This window comes from Streptomyces sp. NPDC058653, assembly GCF_042716895.1.
Classification (GTDB): Bacteria; Actinomycetota; Actinomycetes; order Streptomycetales; family Streptomycetaceae; genus Streptomyces.
Window position 1 is genome coordinate 1 of the sequence record NZ_JBHXRM010000040.1, and the last position, 16,230, is coordinate 16,230.

Consider the following 16,230-nt stretch of genomic DNA (forward strand, 5'->3'; position numbering starts at 1 on the left):
CCCCCCCCCCCCCCACACCTCTGTCGTCGTGGTGCCGTTCCGCCGTCTAGAGCGGGCCGAAGCCCACCCGTCGTGTCGTCGGCTCGCCGATCTCCACGTACGCGATCCGTTCGGCCGGTACGAGCACCTTCCGCCCCTTCTCGTCCGTGAGGCTGAGCAGCTTCGCCTTGCCGGCGAGTGCGTCGCCCACGGCGCTCTCGACGTCCTCGGCGGACTGCGAGCTCTCCAGAACGATCTCGCGGGGCGTGTGCTGCACGCCGATCTTGACCTCCACCGCTATGTCCCTCCGAACGGTCGGTGCGTTGCGCGGTCAACCGCGCGGTACGCAGCACACATTAGCCCGGGGAGAAGGTGCTCCGGACGGTGGCGGGACACGCCCGCAGCGAACACGGACCGCGCCGCGCGGCCGTCGGTCGGTGGACCGCGCCAGGGTCCGCGCCGGGCGCCGGAGGCCCGGTCAGGCGCCGGGGTGCTGCTCGCTGCCGTACAGCGGGAAGCCCGCGATACCGCGCCAGGCGAGCGAGGTGAGAAGTTCCACGGCCTTGTCGCGCGGGATGACCGACTCGCTGGAGAGCCAGTAGCGCGCCACCACCTGGGAGACGCCGCCGAGTCCGACGGCCAGCATCATGGACTCCTCCTTGGAGAGGCCCGTGTCCGACGCGATCACGTCGGAGATCGCCTCCGCGCACTGGAGCGCCACCCGGTCGACGCGCTCACGCACGGCCGGCTCGTTCGTCAGGTCGGACTCGAAGACCAGACGGAAGGCGCCGCCCTCGTCCTCGACGTAGGCGAAGTACGCGTCCATCGTCGCCGCGACCCGGAGTTTGTTGTCCGTCGTGGAGGCCAGGGCCGTCCGTACGGCCTGGAGCAGCGCCTCGCAGTGCTGGTCGAGAAGCGCCAGGTAGAGGTCCAGCTTCCCGGGGAAGTGCTGATAGAGGACGGGCTTGCTGACGCCCGCCCGCTCCGCGATGTCGTCCATCGCGGCGGCGTGGTACCCCTGTGCGACGAAGACTTCCTGAGCCGCGCCCAGAAGCTGATTGCGTCGAGCGCGGCGGGGCAGGCGCGTGCCTCGCGGGCGCGCCGCCTCGGTCTGCTCTATGGCTGTCACGCCGCCTCCCAGAATCGTTCCGTGCGCGCTGTGCGCCGCCTTGCCATCGTACTTTTGGGTAACCCGGCTGTGCGTGGTCAGGTCGCAGAATTTCACGGACCGGACACTCGGTGGTGCCGGATATCCGTCCGGCCGTGAGAACGGCGACGGAGAAAAGTATCCAATGCTGACAAAAGGCGAACCCGGTCCTGAGTACGTACTCAGCGGTAGTCGTCCTCGTCCTCGGAGACGATACGCGCCTGCTCAGCGGCGTCGGCCTCGTCGGCCTCCTCCGTACCGAGGGGGGCCGGGGGATCGTCGTCCGACGGGCGCACGTCCGTGTGCTGCTCGGCGGCGTCGGCCTCCGGCGTCTCCTCGTCGAGTTCTTCGAGTTCGCCGGAATCCGCCCCGGCCGCCCGCTCTTCCTTGTCGAAGCCGTTGTCGATGTCGTTCGGGAATGTGTCCGGGTCGTTCGGGTCCGCCGGCATGGGGCGCCCTTTCTTCTCCGGTCGTCTTCCGTCTTCCATTCGCGAAATGAGGCGAATACCCACGCGAACGCGTACTTACGAGGGTAGGAGGTCCCCACCCGCGACGCCATGCGTTCCTGTGAGGGTGAACACCAGGACCCGCGCGTGATCGTCTCGTAACATTGCCGCATGTCCTCGACCGAGCTGCCGGAAACACTCGCCGCCGCCGTTCCGCGCGTGAGTGCCGTCAGGGTCGCCGACGGCGAGCGGCTCCGTTCGGTCGCGCTGCCGGGGCTGGACCTGAACGTGCGCTCACGGCCGCCGACCCGCCCAGGGCTGCCCTACGCGCTCTACGTGCACGGTCTCGGCGGCTCCTCGCAGAACTGGTCCGACCTGATGCCGCTGCTGGCCGACGTGGTCGACGGCGAGGCGGTCGACCTGCCCGGCTTCGGGGACTCACCGCCACCGGGGGACCGCAACTACTCGATCACCGCGCACGCGCGGGCCGTTGTCCGGCTGCTCGACGCGGGCGGCCACCGGGCGGTGCATCTCTTCGGCAACTCCATGGGCGGCGCGGTCGCGACGCGGGTCGCCGCCGCCCGGCCCGACCTGGTGCGCACCCTCACCCTCGTCTCGCCGGCGCTGCCCGAGATCCGGGTGCAGCGCAACGCCGTGCCGACCGCACTGCTGGCACTGCCCGGTGTCGCCACCATGTTCGGGCGCATGACCCGTGAGTGGTCGGCCGAGCAGCGCACACGCGGGGTGATGGCCCTCTGTTACGGCGACCCGAGCCGGGTCTCCGAGGAAGGGCTGCGCAACGCGGTGGCGGAGATGGAGCGGCGGCAGCGTCTTCCGTACTTCTGGGAGGCGATGACACGTTCCGCGCGGGGCCTCGTGGACGCCTACACTCTCGGCGGACAGCAAGGGCTGTGGCGGCAGGCGGAGCGCGTGCTCGCGCCGACGCTGCTGGTCTACGGAGGGCGGGATCAACTCGTTTCGTACCGAATGGCACGAAAGGCGTCGGACGCTTTCCGGGATTCCCGCCTCCTGACGCTTCCGGACGCGGGGCATGTTGCCATGATGGAGTACCCCGAAGTGGTCGCGGAGGCCGCGCGGAGCCTGATCGAGGAGTCGGAACGGGCGACGGATGAGACGAACGGACGTCCCGCCCGTAATGACGGTGGGGAAGGCGGCGTCTTCGGCGCCGTGGGCGACAACGGCGGTCATGACGACGCTCATCACGAAGGCGACAACGACAGTGGCGGGAGCTGATCCTGGGCGTGGGACGACACAGCCGTAAAGGCCCCGCGCCCAAGGCGTCCGACAGCAAGAAGCGCGCCTCCACCGTGAGCGGCCCGCCCGCCGGTGAACGGGAGGCGCGCCCCGCGCCGCCCCTCGGCGGGCGCGAACGCCCCGCACCCGCGTACGGCACCCCCGCGCACGGCGTGCCCCAGGTACGGGGCGGCCATCCCGAGCACCGCGAGCCGGGCGGCGGCTGGGGCGGACAGCAGCGGTACGGCGACTGGCAGAACGACCCGTCCGGCCGCGGCGGGCAGCAGCGCCCCCCGTACCCGGCGGGCCCCGGAGGGCCTGCCCGGTACCCGCAGAACCCCCAGGGGCCGCGCGGGCAGACGCGTTCGGCGCCCGCCGGGCAGCGCCCGGTCCAGGTCCCGGGACCGCGCCGTGAGTTCGTCGACGCCTTCGACGCGCCGCCCTCTCCTTACGGAGGCGGCGCCGGCGCCGGTACGGGCCTCGGCACCGACTCCGCGCAGTGGCGGCCCGATCCGTACGCCTCCGTCACCGACTGGGACGACGAGAGCAGCCGCCCCCGCGCGGCCTTCGCGGCCGACTCCGGCCGCGGCTCCGACCGGGACGACCCCGACGCGGCGGACGCCGACGGTGACAGGGAACGGCCGGAGAAGGGCAGCCTGGGGCGCACCTTCACCGGAATCGCGGCGGCCGCCGTGACCACGGTGCTCGCCGTCGTGGTGGCCGGCCAGGTCACCGACGGCAGCGGCCCCCGCGCCGACGCGCTGCCCTCCGGCGGGCTCGCCCGTGAGGGTGACGGACCCGCCTCGCGCTCCGACGGCAGGACGATCCCCTCGAAGGGGCCCGCGGCCGGGGCCCCGGCGCTGCCGCTGACGTACTCCCAGCTGATGGCCAAGCAGTTCCCGCTGGCCGCCGATCTGAAGGGTCCCGGCGAGTTCGAGGCCGTGCCCGGACTGGCGAAGGCGCCCGGCGAGGGCCGCAAGGTCCGCTATCGGATCGATGTCGAGAAGGGCCTCGGGCTCGACGCGAAGCTGTTCGCCGACGCCGTGCAGAGAACGCTGAACGACGACCGGAGTTGGGCCCACGACGGCGCCATGACCTTCGAACGGGTCTCCGGAGAGTCGCCCGACTTCGTGATAACGCTGGCCAGCCCCGGGACCACGGCCGAGTGGTGCGCCAAGTCCGGGCTCGACACCACCGTCGACAACGTGTCCTGCGACTCCGCCGCGACCGATCGCGTGATGATCAACGCGTACCGCTGGGCGCGGGGGGCCAAGACGTACGGCTCCAAGGCGATGTTCACCTACCGGCAGATGCTGATCAACCATGAGGTCGGGCACCGGCTCGGACACGGCCACGTGAGCTGCCAGACACCCGGCACGCTCGCCCCGGTGATGCAGCAGCAGACCAAGACGCTCGATCTCGACGGCGTGAAGTGCAGGCCCAACCCGTGGGCGTTCCCCGGTAATTGAGACGTCGGCCCGCACCTGACGCGCCGTCACCGAATGGCTCCTTACCGCGACGGAACGCTACCGCGGTGGGAAAGTTACGTGCATTCACCCCTTCTGGTGGTGTGACGGACAACCGTCCGTCGTTCCCCCGTCATGTCCGCTTACGGTCGTCCCGCTGTGAGTCGCCGATCCAACGGCGGCTTCCCACAAGGGAGATCGGGGTGTGCTCGTGCGGATCGGACTGCTCACGGACGGTGGCTACCCGTACGCCACGGGTGAGTCCAGGCTCTGGTGCGACCGGCTCGTACGCGGGCTCGCGCAGCACGAGTTCGACATCTACGCGCTCAGCCGCAGCGCCCTCCAGGAGGGCGACGGCTGGATCCAGCTGCCGTCCTCCGTACTGAGGGTGCGCACCGCGTCCCTGTGGTCGGCGGAGGGCGACGGGAGGGCGTACGGACGGCGCGAACGACGGCGCTTCGTGAGGCACTTCCGGGATCTGCTGACCGCCGTCTGCGACCCCGACCCCGACCCCGACCCCGGCGCGGGTGAGGGCGAGGGTGAGGGCGGAACCGGCGACCGCGAGACCGCCTTCGCCGAAGGGCTGTACGGGCTCGCCGAACTGGCGCGCGACCACGGCGGGCTGCCCACCGCGCTGCGCTCGGAGGCCGCCGTACGCGTCCTGGAGTCCGTCTGCCACGCCCCTCGCGCACGCCGGAGCGTGCGCGGTGCCACCGTCCCCGACCACCTGGTCTTCGCCGACCACTTGGAGCGGGCGCTGCGCCCGCTCTCCCTCGACTGGTACGACGACGACGGCATCGGCGCCGTCGATCTGTGCCACGCGACGACGGGCGGATCCGCGGCGCTGCCCGGACTTCTGGGCAAACGCTTCTTCGGCGCGCCGCTGCTGGTCACCGAGTACGGGAGCCAGCTCCGCGCCCACTACCTGGCCGCCGGACCCGGGGGAGAGGCGCCCCTGCGCGCGCCGGTGCGCGCCCTGCTCGGGGCCTTCCAGGGCCGGCTCGCCGCCGAGGTCTACCGAGGGGCCACCGTCATCACTTCCGGGAACACCCACGCCAGACGCTGGCAGGAGCGCTGCGGCGCCGACCGCGCCAAACTGCGCACCGTCTATCCCGGCATGGAGACCGAGCGCTTCTCGGCGCTCGGCGAGGGCCTCGAACGCGGTCGCGGCAGCCAGGGCGGTGAGGGCAGTGGCGGTGGTGGCGGCGGTGATCCCCGCACCCTCGTATGGGTCGGGCGGATCGAGCCCGCCAAGGACCTCATCTCCCTGCTGCACGCCTTCGCCGACATCCGTAAGGAGGAGCCCGAGGCCCGGCTGCGGATCATCGGCGCCGCCGCGCAGGGCGCGGAGGCGACGGCGTATCTCGCCCACTGCCGGGCGCTGGCCGCCCAGTTGTTCCCCGACGAGGCGGCGGACGCGCACGCGGCGGGCGACAACCCCGTTTTGTTCGAGCAGGTCGGCGGGCCCGGCGCCCCCGAACTGGTGGACGCCTACGCGGCGGGCGCGGTGGTCGTCCTGTCCAGCATCGTCGAGGGCTTCCCGGTCAGCCTGGTCGAGGCGATGTTCTGCGGACGCGCGACGGTCTCCACCGACGTCGGAGCGGTCGTCGAAGTCATCGGTGGTACGGGGCTCGTCGTGCCCCCGCGCAATCCGCGGGCGCTCGCCGACGCCTGCCTCGCGCTGTTGCGCGACCCGGAGCGGCGCGCACGGCTCGGCGCCGCCGCCCGCGCGCGCGCCCTCGAACTCTTCACCGTCGAGCAGAACCTGGCGGCGTTCCGCTCCATCTATCTGGAGCTGATCTCGCACGACCCGGTCCGGCGCCCGGCCGAGACGGTGGACGCGCACGGCGAGCCGCTGCCGTTCGCCAACCCGGCGGAGGCGTACGTACCGGGGCACTGGACCACCGGACAGGCGAGGACCCTGCCGAGGCCAGAGCCCGTGCCCTCCGTACCGCTGACCCTGCCGCCGCTTCCCCTCTCCTTACCCGCCGCTCCTCGGGCCTCGCGTCCTACGGAGGCGGTCGGCGTGGGCGCCGGACCGGCCCTGGGGGAGAGCGATGTCTGACCCGGGCACCACACCCGAGGGGGCCACCGTCCCCCTGCTCAGCACGAGACCCGCGCGGCGTCCGGGCCCGGCCGACCCTGTCAGGACACTGCTGCACAGCCACCGCGAACTGTGCGAACGCGCCGTCGACCCGCTGGAGATCGCGGCGGGCCTGGAGGCGCACGGTGTCACCGACAGGGCCGCCGCCCGCTTCCGGCACCGGGACGTCTTCTCGCTCGCCGAGGAGCTGTACGCGCGCGTGCCGCGCGCCACGGACAGTCCCGCGGACACCTCCGGGTCGGCCACGCCACACCCCGCGCGCTCCGCCGATCCGCGCGCCCGATGGGCGCTGCGCACCCTGCTCCCGGGCGCCGTGTGCGCCGCGGCCGTCGTCGCCCTGCGGTACGCCGACGGCGCCCCCGGCGGGGTACGGCTCGCGATAGGCGTGGCGGGGGCCGTCGCCCTCGCCACCGCGCTCGCCGTCGCCCTCCGCCGCGGCCCGCTGCGCGTCGAGGACCACAAGGCACACGTCTCCTGCCTGTGGGTGTGCTGGCTGCTCGCGTACGTGCTGTACGGCGACGGACCGACCCACGCGACGGCCGGCGGCACGCCGCACGCGACGGAGCCACTGGCCCACGCGGCGGCACCGCTGCTCGCCCTGGCGCTCGCCGTGGCCCCCGCCGCCTGGTGCGCCCATCTGCTGGCCGTACGGGCCCGGCGCGGGCTCGGCGAGAGCCGGGTACTGGCCGAGTTCGCCTCCCGCACCCGGCCCGTGCTGCTCGGGCTGCTCGCCCTCTACGCCGTCGTGCTGACCGCCCTCGCGCTCCTCGCCGAACTCGTCGTCGGCGGTGGCCGGGGCGCGGGCCAGGGCCACCCCGCCGCGACGGTCGCCCTCGGCTCCCTGCTGCTCCTCGCCCGGCTGCTCACCGTCCACGGCTTCCCCAGGGCGGCGGCGGCCGGCCTCGCCACCGCCTGCGCCGCCGAGGCGCTGGCCCTCGTCCTCGCGTCGCTGGGCCGCGTGCCCGGCTTCGAGTCCCTCTCCGTCCCCGTCCGGGCCCTCGTCGAGGCGTGGGGCGCCGGAGCCGTACCGGCCGTCGCCTGCGGCGCCGCCGCGCTCGGGCTGCTGATCCCCACCACCGTCGCACTGTCCCGGGCCTCGGCCCACACCTGACCGGAGGCCACCGACCTCCGGCGCACACCCCCGTCCGGGCCGCACCTCCGGACCCACAGACCTCCCGCGGAGCCGACGCCGCGGGCGTAACCCGAAGCACACGGCAACACCTCTAAGGAGACGACAGAACATGACCCCTCAACCCCCAGCACCGGCGCGTCGGAACCAAGGGGCAGCGCGATGAGGGTCCTGCTGCTCGGTGCCAACGGTTTCCTCGGGCGCTTCGTCGCCGACCGGCTGCTCGCCGACCCGGCCGTGCATCTGACCGCGCTCGGCCGGGGCGACGACGCCGACGTACGGTTCGACCTCGCCGGCGGCAGTCCCGGAGCCCTCACCCGCTTCCTGGACGCCGTCCATCCGGGAGTCGTCATCAACTGCGCGGGCGCCACCCGGGGCGGCGCCCGCGACCTGACCCGGCACAACACCGTCGCCGTCGCGACCGTCTGCGAGGCGCTGCGGCGCAGCGGCTGCGGCGCCCGGCTCGTCCAGCTCGGCTGCTCCTCCGAGTACGGGCCCTCCCAGCCCGGCTCGTCCACCGCCGAGGACGCGGTGCCACGGCCCGGCGGCCCGTACGGCGTGAGCAAGCTGGCCGCCAGCGAGCTGGTCCTCGGCGCCGGACTCGACGCCGTCGTGCTCCGGGTCTTCTCGCCCGTCGGACCCGGCACGCCCGCAGGCTCCCCCCTCGGTCGGCTCGCCGAGGCGATGCGCCGCGCCATCCAGTCCGGCGACGGCGAGCTGAAGCTCAGCGGGCTCGGCGTGCAGCGCGACTTCGTGGACGTACGCGACGTGGCGCGGGCCGTGCACGCCGCCTCGCTCTCCGCCGCACAGGGCGTCGTCAACATCGGTACGGGGCGCGCGGTCAGGCTCAGGGACGCCGCGGCCGTCCTCGCGAGGGTCGCAGGGTACGGCGGCGCGCTCCACGAACTGGACGCGCCCCCCGGCCCGCAGCGCCCCGCGCACGGACACGCCACCCTCGGCCCGCAGCGCGGTGAGCACCCCTCCGAGCAGTTGGGCGGCGGCGGCCCGTTCCCGTACCCCGACGGCTGCGGCGGCTGGCAGCAGGCCGATGTGCGCACCGCGCGCGACCGGCTCGGCTGGCGGCCCCGGATCAATCTGGAGGAGTCCCTCGCCGACATCTGGATGGAGGCGGCGTGTCGCATCTGAGAACCGCCGGAAGCAGCCGGTCGGCCACCGGCTCCGCCAGGCTCGGCTTCGGAGTCCCCGGTTACGCGCATCCTCTGCTCGCCCCGGTCGAGTGGGCCGAACTGACCCGCCCCGGAACGCCGTTGCACTGGGCCGTGCTCAACGTCGCCGACGGGCCCGGGAGCATGCCGGACCCGCACTGTCTGGAGGCCGCGGGCCGGCTCAGGAACGCGGGCGTGCGCGTGCTCGGGCATCTCGATCTCGCGTACGGGGCGCGGAGCTTCGGCGAGATCGTCAGCGAGGCGCACGACTTCCACGACTGGTACCGCGTGGACGGTTTCTATCTGGACCGGTGTCCCGCGGACGCCTCGTACCTCTCCGACGTCGGACGCACGGCGGCGACGCTGGACACGGTCGCGCCCGGCGGGCATCTGGTCCTCGGTCACGGCACGCATCCGTACGACGGATACGCCGACATCGCCGACCAGTTGGTCACCTTCTACGGACCGTGGACCGACTATCGCTGGTCACAGGTGGCCGAGTGGACGGCGGACCATCCGCCGGAGCGTTTCGTCCACCTTGTGCACGGGGTGCCCCGGGTCCATCTGGAGGAGGCGGTGCGGATCGCCCGCTGGCAGGGCGCGGGCACGATCTTCTTCACCGACCGGAGCGATCACGACGAGCGAACAGGACAGAACAGTCCATTCGCGGCACTGCCCGGCTACTGGGACGAAATCGTCTCGCACATCGGACCGGGTGTCTCGGAATGAGAAGGTGCGTGGCAGTGTTACTGGAGGAACAAACGTACTGACCAATCGACCAATCCCCTGTTGAGGTCCCTGTGTCGCTGCCACCCCTGGTCGAGCCCGCTGCCGAGCTCACCGTCGACGAGGTCCGCAGGTACTCCCGTCATCTGATCATCCCGGACGTCGGGATGGACGGGCAGAAGCGGCTGAAGAACGCGAAGGTGCTCGTCGTGGGCGCCGGCGGGCTCGGCTCGCCCGCGCTCATGTATCTGGCCGCGGCCGGTGTCGGAACGCTCGGCATCGTGGAGTTCGACGAGGTCGACGAGTCGAATCTCCAGCGGCAGATCATCCACAGCCAGGCGGACATCGGCCGCTCGAAGGCCGCGTCCGCACGTGACTCCGTCCTCGGTATCAACCCGCTGGTGAAGGTCGTCCTTCACGAGGAGCGGCTCGAGTCCGAGAACGTCATGGAGATCTTCTCCCAGTACGACCTGATCGTGGACGGCACGGACAACTTCGCCACCCGCTATCTGGTCAACGACGCGTGTGTGCTGCTGGGCAAGCCGTACGTCTGGGGCTCGATCTACCGCTTCGACGGTCAGGCGAGCGTCTTCTGGTCCGAGCACGGTCCCTGCTACCGCTGCCTCTACCCGGAGCCGCCGCCGCCCGGCATGGTGCCGAGCTGCGCCGAGGGCGGCGTCCTCGGCGTGCTGTGCGCGTCGATCGGGTCCATCCAGGTCAACGAGGCGATCAAGCTCCTCGCGGGCATCGGCGAGCCGCTGCTCGGCCGTCTGATGATCTACGACGCGCTGGAGATGCAGTACCGCCAGGTCAAGGTCCGCAAGGACCCCGACTGCGCGGTCTGCGGCGAGAACCCGACCGTCACCGAACTCATCGACTACGAGGCCTTCTGCGGCGTCGTGTCCGAGGAGGCGCAGGTGGCGGCGGCCGGTTCGACGATCACTCCGAAGCAGCTCAAGGAGTGGATCGACGACGGCGAGAACATCGAGCTCATCGATGTGCGGGAGCCGAACGAGTTCGAGATCGTCTCCATCCCGGGCGCCAGGCTGATCCCGAAGAACGAGTTCCTGATGGGGAACGCGCTCCAGGACCTGCCGCAGGACAAGAAGATCGTCTTGAACTGCAAGACGGGTGTCCGCAGTGCGGAAGTGCTGGCGGTGCTGAAGTCGGCGGGCTTCGCCGACGCCGTGCACGTCGGCGGCGGAGTGGTGGGCTGGGTCAACCAGATCGAGCCGGAGAAGCCGATCTACTGATCCACCCGAACGAGGCGCATCCGTAGGAGGAGGCCGGTCCACGCAACCCGTGGACCGGCCTCCTACGTACGGCGCGCCCGTGCCGCCGCCTCCTCCGTATGCGGGCGGCGTACGGCCGCCTCAGCTCCGGCAGACCGTCCCGGCCTTCGGCACCTTGTTGTCCAGCAGATAGCCGTTGACGGCGTCCTGTACGCACCGGTTGCCGCTGTTGTACGCGCCGTGCCCCTGGCCCTCGAACGTCAGCTCCACGCCGACGCCCTTGCCGAGCGCCTTCGCCATCGCCTGCGCGCCCTCGAACGGTGTGGCCGGGTCACCGGTGTTGCCGATGACCAGGATCGGTGCCGAACCCGGCGCGCTGACGTCGGGCCTCTCCTGCTGGCCCGGCACCGGCCACTCGGAGCAGCCCAGCAGGCTCCAGCCCAGGAAGTCGCCGAAGACCGGCGACGCCTCGCGGAATTCGGGAAGCTTGGCCTTCGTCTGCGCGAGGGTGAAGCGCTCCTTGGAGTCCACGCAGTTGACCGCCGCGTTGGCCGCCTGGATGTTGCTGTACTGGCCCTTCTCGTTGCGGCCGTTCATCGCGTCCGACAGGACGAGCAGCAGTGCGCCGTTACCGCCGTCGGCCTCGTCCAGGCCCTGTTCGAGCAGCGGCCAGAACTCCTTCGAATAGAGCGCCTGGGCGATGCCGTTGGTGGCCTGGGTCTCGGTGAGCTTCCGCCCGCCCAGGCCGGTGATCGGCTTCTTGTCGAGCCGGTCGAGCAGCGCGACGACGAAGTCCTCGATCTCCTGCGGCGTGCTGCCCGGCAACTGGCACGCGTCGCCGCGGCTCACACAGTCCTTCGCGAAGTTGGTGAGGGCGAGCTGGAAGCCCTCGGCCTGGCCGAGCGAGCCCTGTTCGGTGGTGGCGCTCGGGTCCACGACGGCGTCGAAGACGGCGTGGCCCACGGTCTTCGGGAACAGATGGGCGTAGACGCCGCCCAGTTCGGTGCCGTACGAGATCCCGAAGTAGTTGAACTTGTCGTCGCCGAGGACCTGGCGCATCAGGTCCATGTCGCGCGCGGCGTTGACGGTGCCGACGTGCGGGAGTTCCTTGCCCGAATCCCGCTCGCAGCCGCTCGCGTACCACTTGAGGCCGTCGATGTACGCCTTCTGCTCGGCGCTGTCGTCGGGGGTCATGTCCCTCGCGTAGTACGCGTCGAGCTGCTTGTCGTTCCTGCACTCCACGGGGTCGCTGCGGCCGACCCCGCGCGGGTCGAAGCTGACCAGGTCGTAGCGGGTGCGCAGCTTCTCGTAGTCCTTGCCGAAGGACGGCAGTCCGGTCACACCGGAGCCGCCGGGGCCGCCGAAGTTGAAGACGAGGGAGCCGATGCGCTTGTCCGGGTCGCTCGTCCGGGCCCGGATCAGCGCCAGGTCGATCGTGTCGCCCTTGGGCTTCGCGTAGTCCAGCGGGGCGGCCATGGAGGCGCACTCCCACTTGGTGCCGCCGGGCAGCGGCGACGGGGCCGTACCGCCGCCCTCCGCCGCCGACGGGGCCGGGCAGGGCTTCCAGTCCAGCTTCTGGGAGGTCAGGTCCGAGGGCGGGGCGGTCTGGTCGGTCGTGTTCTGACCGTCCTGCTCGTTCTGGCTGCTCCGCTCCGTCCGGCCGCCGCTGCCGGAGTCGGAGCCGGAGTCCGAGCATCCGGCGGCCACCAGCGTGAGGAGGGTGACGGCCGTGACGGCGGTCAGTGTCCGGCGGCGGTGCCTGGCGGGTTCTGCGGAGGCGGAGAGGGAGGGCATCGGCATCCCCCCATGGTGCGTCGTGCGGGGGAGCGGCGCGCGGCCCGGGGTCCAGGCGGGTGGTGGCGCCGCTCCGAGAGCCCTCCCGGGGACGGGCCGGGCGGACGGGTCCGAGGGCCCCGGAGAGGGCGTCAGAGAGCTCCCTTGCGCGTGAGGTGGTTGAAGCAGATCCAGCCGGGCAGCACCGGCAGCCACAGCGTCATCATCCGGTACAGCAGTACGGCGGGGGCCGCGACCTCCTTGGGCACCCCCGTCGCGATCAGACCGATCGTCAGCGCGCCCTCGACGGCGCCCACACCGCCCGGCGTCGGCGCGGCCGACCCCAGCGCGTTGCCGGCCAGGAACACCACGGCGAGGCTCGCGTAACTGAGCTGCTGATTCCCGTTGTCGAAGGCCCGGATCGACGCGTCCAGGCACATCACGAACAGCCCGGTCAGCAGCAGCATCCCGCCGATGCCGGTGACGAGCTTCATCGGCCGCTGGAGCACGTCCAGCATGCGCGGCACCACACCCGCGAACAGCGAGCGCAGCCGCGTCACCACGAACTTCCTGAGGAAGGGGATCGCGGTGACGACCAGCACCAGTACGGCGACGGTCAGCAGCCCCGCGATGACCGTCCTCGACGGGGTGAGCGAGGTGGTCTTCTCCGTACCGGTGAGATAGCCGAAGGCCAGCAGCAGCAGGATGTGCGCCCCGAGCCCGAAGAGCTGCGAGGCGCCGACGCTGGCCACGGCGAGCCCCGGGCGCACACCCGCGCGTTGCAGGAAGCGGGTGTTGAGCGCCACCCCGCCGACCGCCGCCGGTGCGACGATCTTGACGAAGGACCCGGCGACCTGTGCGACGACCGTCCGTAGGAAGCTCACCCGTTCCGGTACGAAGCCGAGCAGGCTCATCGCGGCGGCGAGATAGCTGAGGCTGGAGAACAGGACGGCGGCGGCCACCCAGCCCCAGTGCGTATGGCCGAACACATTGCCGAAGTCGATCCCGGCGAGCTGGGAGAGCAGGAAGTACGCGGCGATCGCGCCCGCGATGAGGCTGACGAGCGTGCGCGGCCGGATGCGCTCCAGCCGGACCGGTTCGACCGGCGCCTGCGGTCTGATCAGCAGCACCTGGCCCCGGATCTGGGAGAGCAGATCCTCCTCGCGCACCTCGTCGAGCGCGTCGTCCATGGCCTTCTTCTCGGCCTGCTTCTCCGCGCGCAGCGACCGGCGGGCGGCCTTGCGCTCCGCGTCGGTGCTCGCCTCCGTCACATCCCCCGTACGGGCGCGTTTGGCCGCCTCCGACGCGCGCAGCACCGCGTCGCGCTCCCGCTGGGACCGCTCACGGGCGAGCCGGCGCAGTGTCGTGCGGGTGGACCGGCTGAGCGCGATCGGCTGGAGCAGCGGCAGACAGTCGGCGACGGTGTCGGGGCCGAGGACGTCCACCGCGGTGGCCACCGCGCGTTCGGCGCCGATGCGCAGCCCGACGGTGGTGAGGAGCTGCGCGATGTCCATCCGCAGCACCACGTCGCCCGCGGCGATCTCGCCGCCCCGCAGATCGGTGACGATCACCTTGCCGTCCCGGTCGACCAGCAGCGCGTCACCGGTGAGCCTGCGATGGGCGATACGGCGCGACTGGAGGGCCCTGACCTGCTCCCAGGCGCCGCGCACCAGCTCGTCGGTGATCTCGTCGTCCGCGAGCGAGTCCAGGGAACGGCCGCCCATGTGCTCGTACACCAGGATGACGGCGTCGGGGCCGAGTTCGGAGGTGGCGATCAGCTTGGGGGCGTTGGCGCCGGCGGCGATCGCGGCGTACGCGAGGAGCGCTTCCTGTTCCAGCGCCTGGCGCAGGGAGGGGATGGAGCGGCGGGTGGTGATCGAGCGCAGGGTGAGCTGGCGCCAGACCCGGTAGAAGAAGCCCTGGGCCTGCTGTTCGCGGTCGACGACCGTGACGTCCAGCGGTGGGCCCTCGTCGAGGGTCACCAGATAGCGGCGGCCCCGTTCGCCCTGTTCGGAGGTGTCGCCGCCCTCCTCCGGCTCGGCGCGCATCGCGCTGACGGGCCGGAAACCCACATGGCGAAGACCCGCCATCAGTGTCTGGCCCGTGGGCCGTACGTTGGGCGAGCCGACCGTGTAGAGCGTGCCGTACGCGACGGTCCAGCCGATCAGCACGGTGAGGATGATCGAGAACGGGGTGGTGTAGCCCGCGACCAGCATCGCGAACGCGTCGAGCAGCAGCACCACCCACAGCACGACGCGCCAGCGGGGTCTGCGGGCCATCCCGACGGCGGTCATATAGGCGATGACGGGGGCGAGATAGCCGTGGACGGGGTCGGTGAGCCCTTCACCCGGCTGTGCGCGGGTGAGCGCGTCCTGGATGGATCCGGGTGCCGCGCGGGCCACCCAGAGATCGGTGGCGAGCGTGACGCCGTGCGCGAGGACGGCGGCGAGGACGCCGTCCGCGATGCGCAGGCCGTCGCGTTTGATCAGCCGTTCGATCGCGAAGGCGACCGGGACGAGCAGCACGGCGATGCTGGAGATCAGGCCGGCGACCTTGACGAGCAGGTCGGGGGCCTGGCCGGTGCCCTTGCTGATGTCCTGTTCCAGCCCGGACGTGGTGCCGTGGGCGAACGCGGAGAGGGCGATGACGACGGCGATGGCGAGGACGCCGATGAGCAGGCGCAGCAGATCGGACGGGCGGTGCACGCGGGCGGCGAGCAGCGGTTCGTCCCCGGAGAGCGGGTCGGCGTGGCTCCCCGGGGGGACGTTCCCGCCGTCCGTCCCCTCCGTCCCCTTGCCGGCGTCGGTGCCGGTCTCGGCGTTGGCGCGGGAGCGCGGCTTCTGGGCATGGCTGCCGGGCATGGTCCGCGTACCGCCGTCGGGGGCCTCTTCCGGCTGCGGTTCCGGGCGCGGTTCGGCGTCAGGGGTGCCCGCCACCGTCGGTGGTTGCACGCCCTGCTCCTTCGTCGAATCCGTGTCTTCTTGATCTCGTATCACCAGTCACCGCCCGGATGATGGTGGCACGCCAGGGTGACAGAGGGGGGTATCAGGGTGCATTGGGGAACGCCGCGTCGGCCCTGCCACGGCCCCCGCGCATGTCGTCCGGCCGGGGCCGTCGACCGGGCCGACTGTCGGTGCCGTGGGGCAGTATGGGGCGGATGAGGAGCGACGAGCCCGACAAGCCAGACAAGTCCGACGGGACGCGCGGAGAGCCGCCCGAAGAGGGGACAGGAGCACTGCCCGAGTACGCGGAGCGGGTGCTCGACGTCGCCGACCTGATCCCGCCCGGCCGGGTGATGGCGTACGGCGATGTCGCCGAGTGGCTCGGCGAGGGCGGCCCCCGGCAGGTCGGCCGCGCGATGGCGCTGTACGGCGGGGCAGTGCCCTGGTGGCGCGTGGTCCGCTCGGACGGTGTGCTGCTGGCCGGTCATGAGCTGCGGGCACTGGCCCACTACCGCGAGGAGGGCACCCCGTTGCGGGAGGCCTCGCGCGCCTCCGAAGGCCATCTGCCGCGCCTGGACATGAAACGGGCGCGATGGGACGGCCGGCCGCCGGAAACGGACGCTGGTACGGGCGATGCTGCTCACACCTGACAGCTTCTGACATTCCGCCGCGCGGCGGGAGGTCCCGCGAGTGGGCCGAGGACCGTACGGATGACGAGACCCGCTCGGCGCGCGACCCATGGCGCCCGCGACGTCCGTCAGATCATCGGCCGGACCCGCCGCATTCACGCCGCCGCTCCACGTAGCCTCTTCAGCTCGCGGCACACACACCCCAGAAAGCCCCGTCACCACCAGCACCCCCTCCAG

The 16,230-nt window shown here is 71.9% G+C and carries 13 protein-coding genes; 8 read left to right on the forward strand and 5 right to left on the reverse strand.

What is annotated here, in order from left to right; all coding sequences use genetic code 11:
- Positions 1-46: 46 nt before the first annotated feature.
- The 3 genes from ACFWU9_RS27915 to ACFWU9_RS27925 all read right to left on the reverse strand — a co-directional run bounded on the left by ACFWU9_RS27915 (position 47) and on the right by ACFWU9_RS27925 (position 1,575).
- The gene (locus ACFWU9_RS27915) at positions 47-274 is read right to left on the reverse strand and encodes a DUF3107 domain-containing protein (RefSeq protein ID WP_329381979.1); all 228 of its coding nucleotides are present in this window, start codon (positions 272-274) and stop codon (positions 47-49) included.
- Between the two features lie 183 nt (positions 275-457).
- The gene (locus ACFWU9_RS27920) at positions 458-1,108 is read right to left on the reverse strand and encodes a TetR/AcrR family transcriptional regulator (RefSeq protein ID WP_384323166.1); all 651 of its coding nucleotides are present in this window, start codon (positions 1,106-1,108) and stop codon (positions 458-460) included.
- 200 nt (positions 1,109-1,308) lie between these two features.
- Positions 1,309-1,575 (reverse strand): hypothetical protein, encoded by a 267-nt coding sequence (locus tag ACFWU9_RS27925; protein WP_384323168.1) that lies wholly within the window; start codon positions 1,573-1,575, stop codon positions 1,309-1,311.
- Positions 1,576-1,743: 168 nt separating this feature from the next.
- Between ACFWU9_RS27925 and ACFWU9_RS27930 the strand changes: the two genes are divergently transcribed.
- From ACFWU9_RS27930 to moeZ, 7 genes are all read left to right on the forward strand, one after another.
- Positions 1,744-2,826: an alpha/beta fold hydrolase gene (locus ACFWU9_RS27930; RefSeq protein ID WP_384323170.1), complete on the forward strand. Its 1,083-nt coding sequence runs from the start codon at positions 1,744-1,746 to the stop codon at positions 2,824-2,826.
- An 8-nt stretch (positions 2,827-2,834) separates the two neighbouring features.
- A complete protein-coding gene (locus ACFWU9_RS27935) occupies positions 2,835-4,295 on the forward strand; it encodes a DUF3152 domain-containing protein (protein WP_384323172.1) in 1,461 nt (486 codons plus the stop codon).
- A 208-nt stretch (positions 4,296-4,503) separates the two neighbouring features.
- The gene (locus tag ACFWU9_RS27940; protein ID WP_384323292.1) at positions 4,504-6,357 is read left to right on the forward strand and encodes a glycosyltransferase; all 1,854 of its coding nucleotides are present in this window, start codon (positions 4,504-4,506) and stop codon (positions 6,355-6,357) included.
- Positions 6,350-7,507: a hypothetical protein gene (locus ACFWU9_RS27945; protein WP_384323174.1), complete on the forward strand. Its 1,158-nt coding sequence runs from the start codon at positions 6,350-6,352 to the stop codon at positions 7,505-7,507. Before ACFWU9_RS27940 ends, ACFWU9_RS27945 begins: the two co-directional genes overlap by 8 nt.
- A gap of 180 nt (positions 7,508-7,687) precedes the next feature.
- Positions 7,688-8,671 (forward strand): NAD-dependent epimerase/dehydratase family protein, encoded by a 984-nt coding sequence (locus ACFWU9_RS27950; RefSeq protein WP_384323175.1) that lies wholly within the window; start codon positions 7,688-7,690, stop codon positions 8,669-8,671.
- The gene (locus ACFWU9_RS27955) at positions 8,659-9,420 is read left to right on the forward strand and encodes a spherulation-specific family 4 protein (RefSeq protein ID WP_384323177.1); all 762 of its coding nucleotides are present in this window, start codon (positions 8,659-8,661) and stop codon (positions 9,418-9,420) included. Before ACFWU9_RS27950 ends, ACFWU9_RS27955 begins: the two co-directional genes overlap by 13 nt.
- Positions 9,421-9,491: 71 nt before the next feature.
- Positions 9,492-10,670: an adenylyltransferase/sulfurtransferase MoeZ gene (moeZ, locus tag ACFWU9_RS27960; RefSeq protein WP_384323179.1), complete on the forward strand. Its 1,179-nt coding sequence runs from the start codon at positions 9,492-9,494 to the stop codon at positions 10,668-10,670.
- Between the two features lie 120 nt (positions 10,671-10,790).
- Here moeZ and ACFWU9_RS27965 read toward each other — a convergent pair whose 3' ends face one another.
- Entirely contained in the window at positions 10,791-12,443 is a 1,653-nt protein-coding gene (locus ACFWU9_RS27965; RefSeq protein ID WP_384323294.1) for an alpha/beta hydrolase, read from the reverse strand.
- Positions 12,444-12,574: 131 nt separating this feature from the next.
- Positions 12,575-15,373 carry a lysylphosphatidylglycerol synthase domain-containing protein gene (locus ACFWU9_RS27970; RefSeq protein ID WP_384323182.1) on the reverse strand — a complete coding sequence of 933 codons (2,799 nt, stop codon included), beginning with the start codon at positions 15,371-15,373 and terminating at the stop codon, positions 12,575-12,577.
- Positions 15,374-15,570: 197 nt separating this feature from the next.
- Between ACFWU9_RS27970 and ACFWU9_RS27975 the strand changes: the two genes are divergently transcribed.
- Positions 15,571-16,014, forward strand: a complete 444-nt coding sequence (locus ACFWU9_RS27975; protein WP_384323184.1) for an MGMT family protein — start codon at positions 15,571-15,573, stop codon at positions 16,012-16,014.
- Positions 16,015-16,230 lie beyond the last annotated feature (216 nt).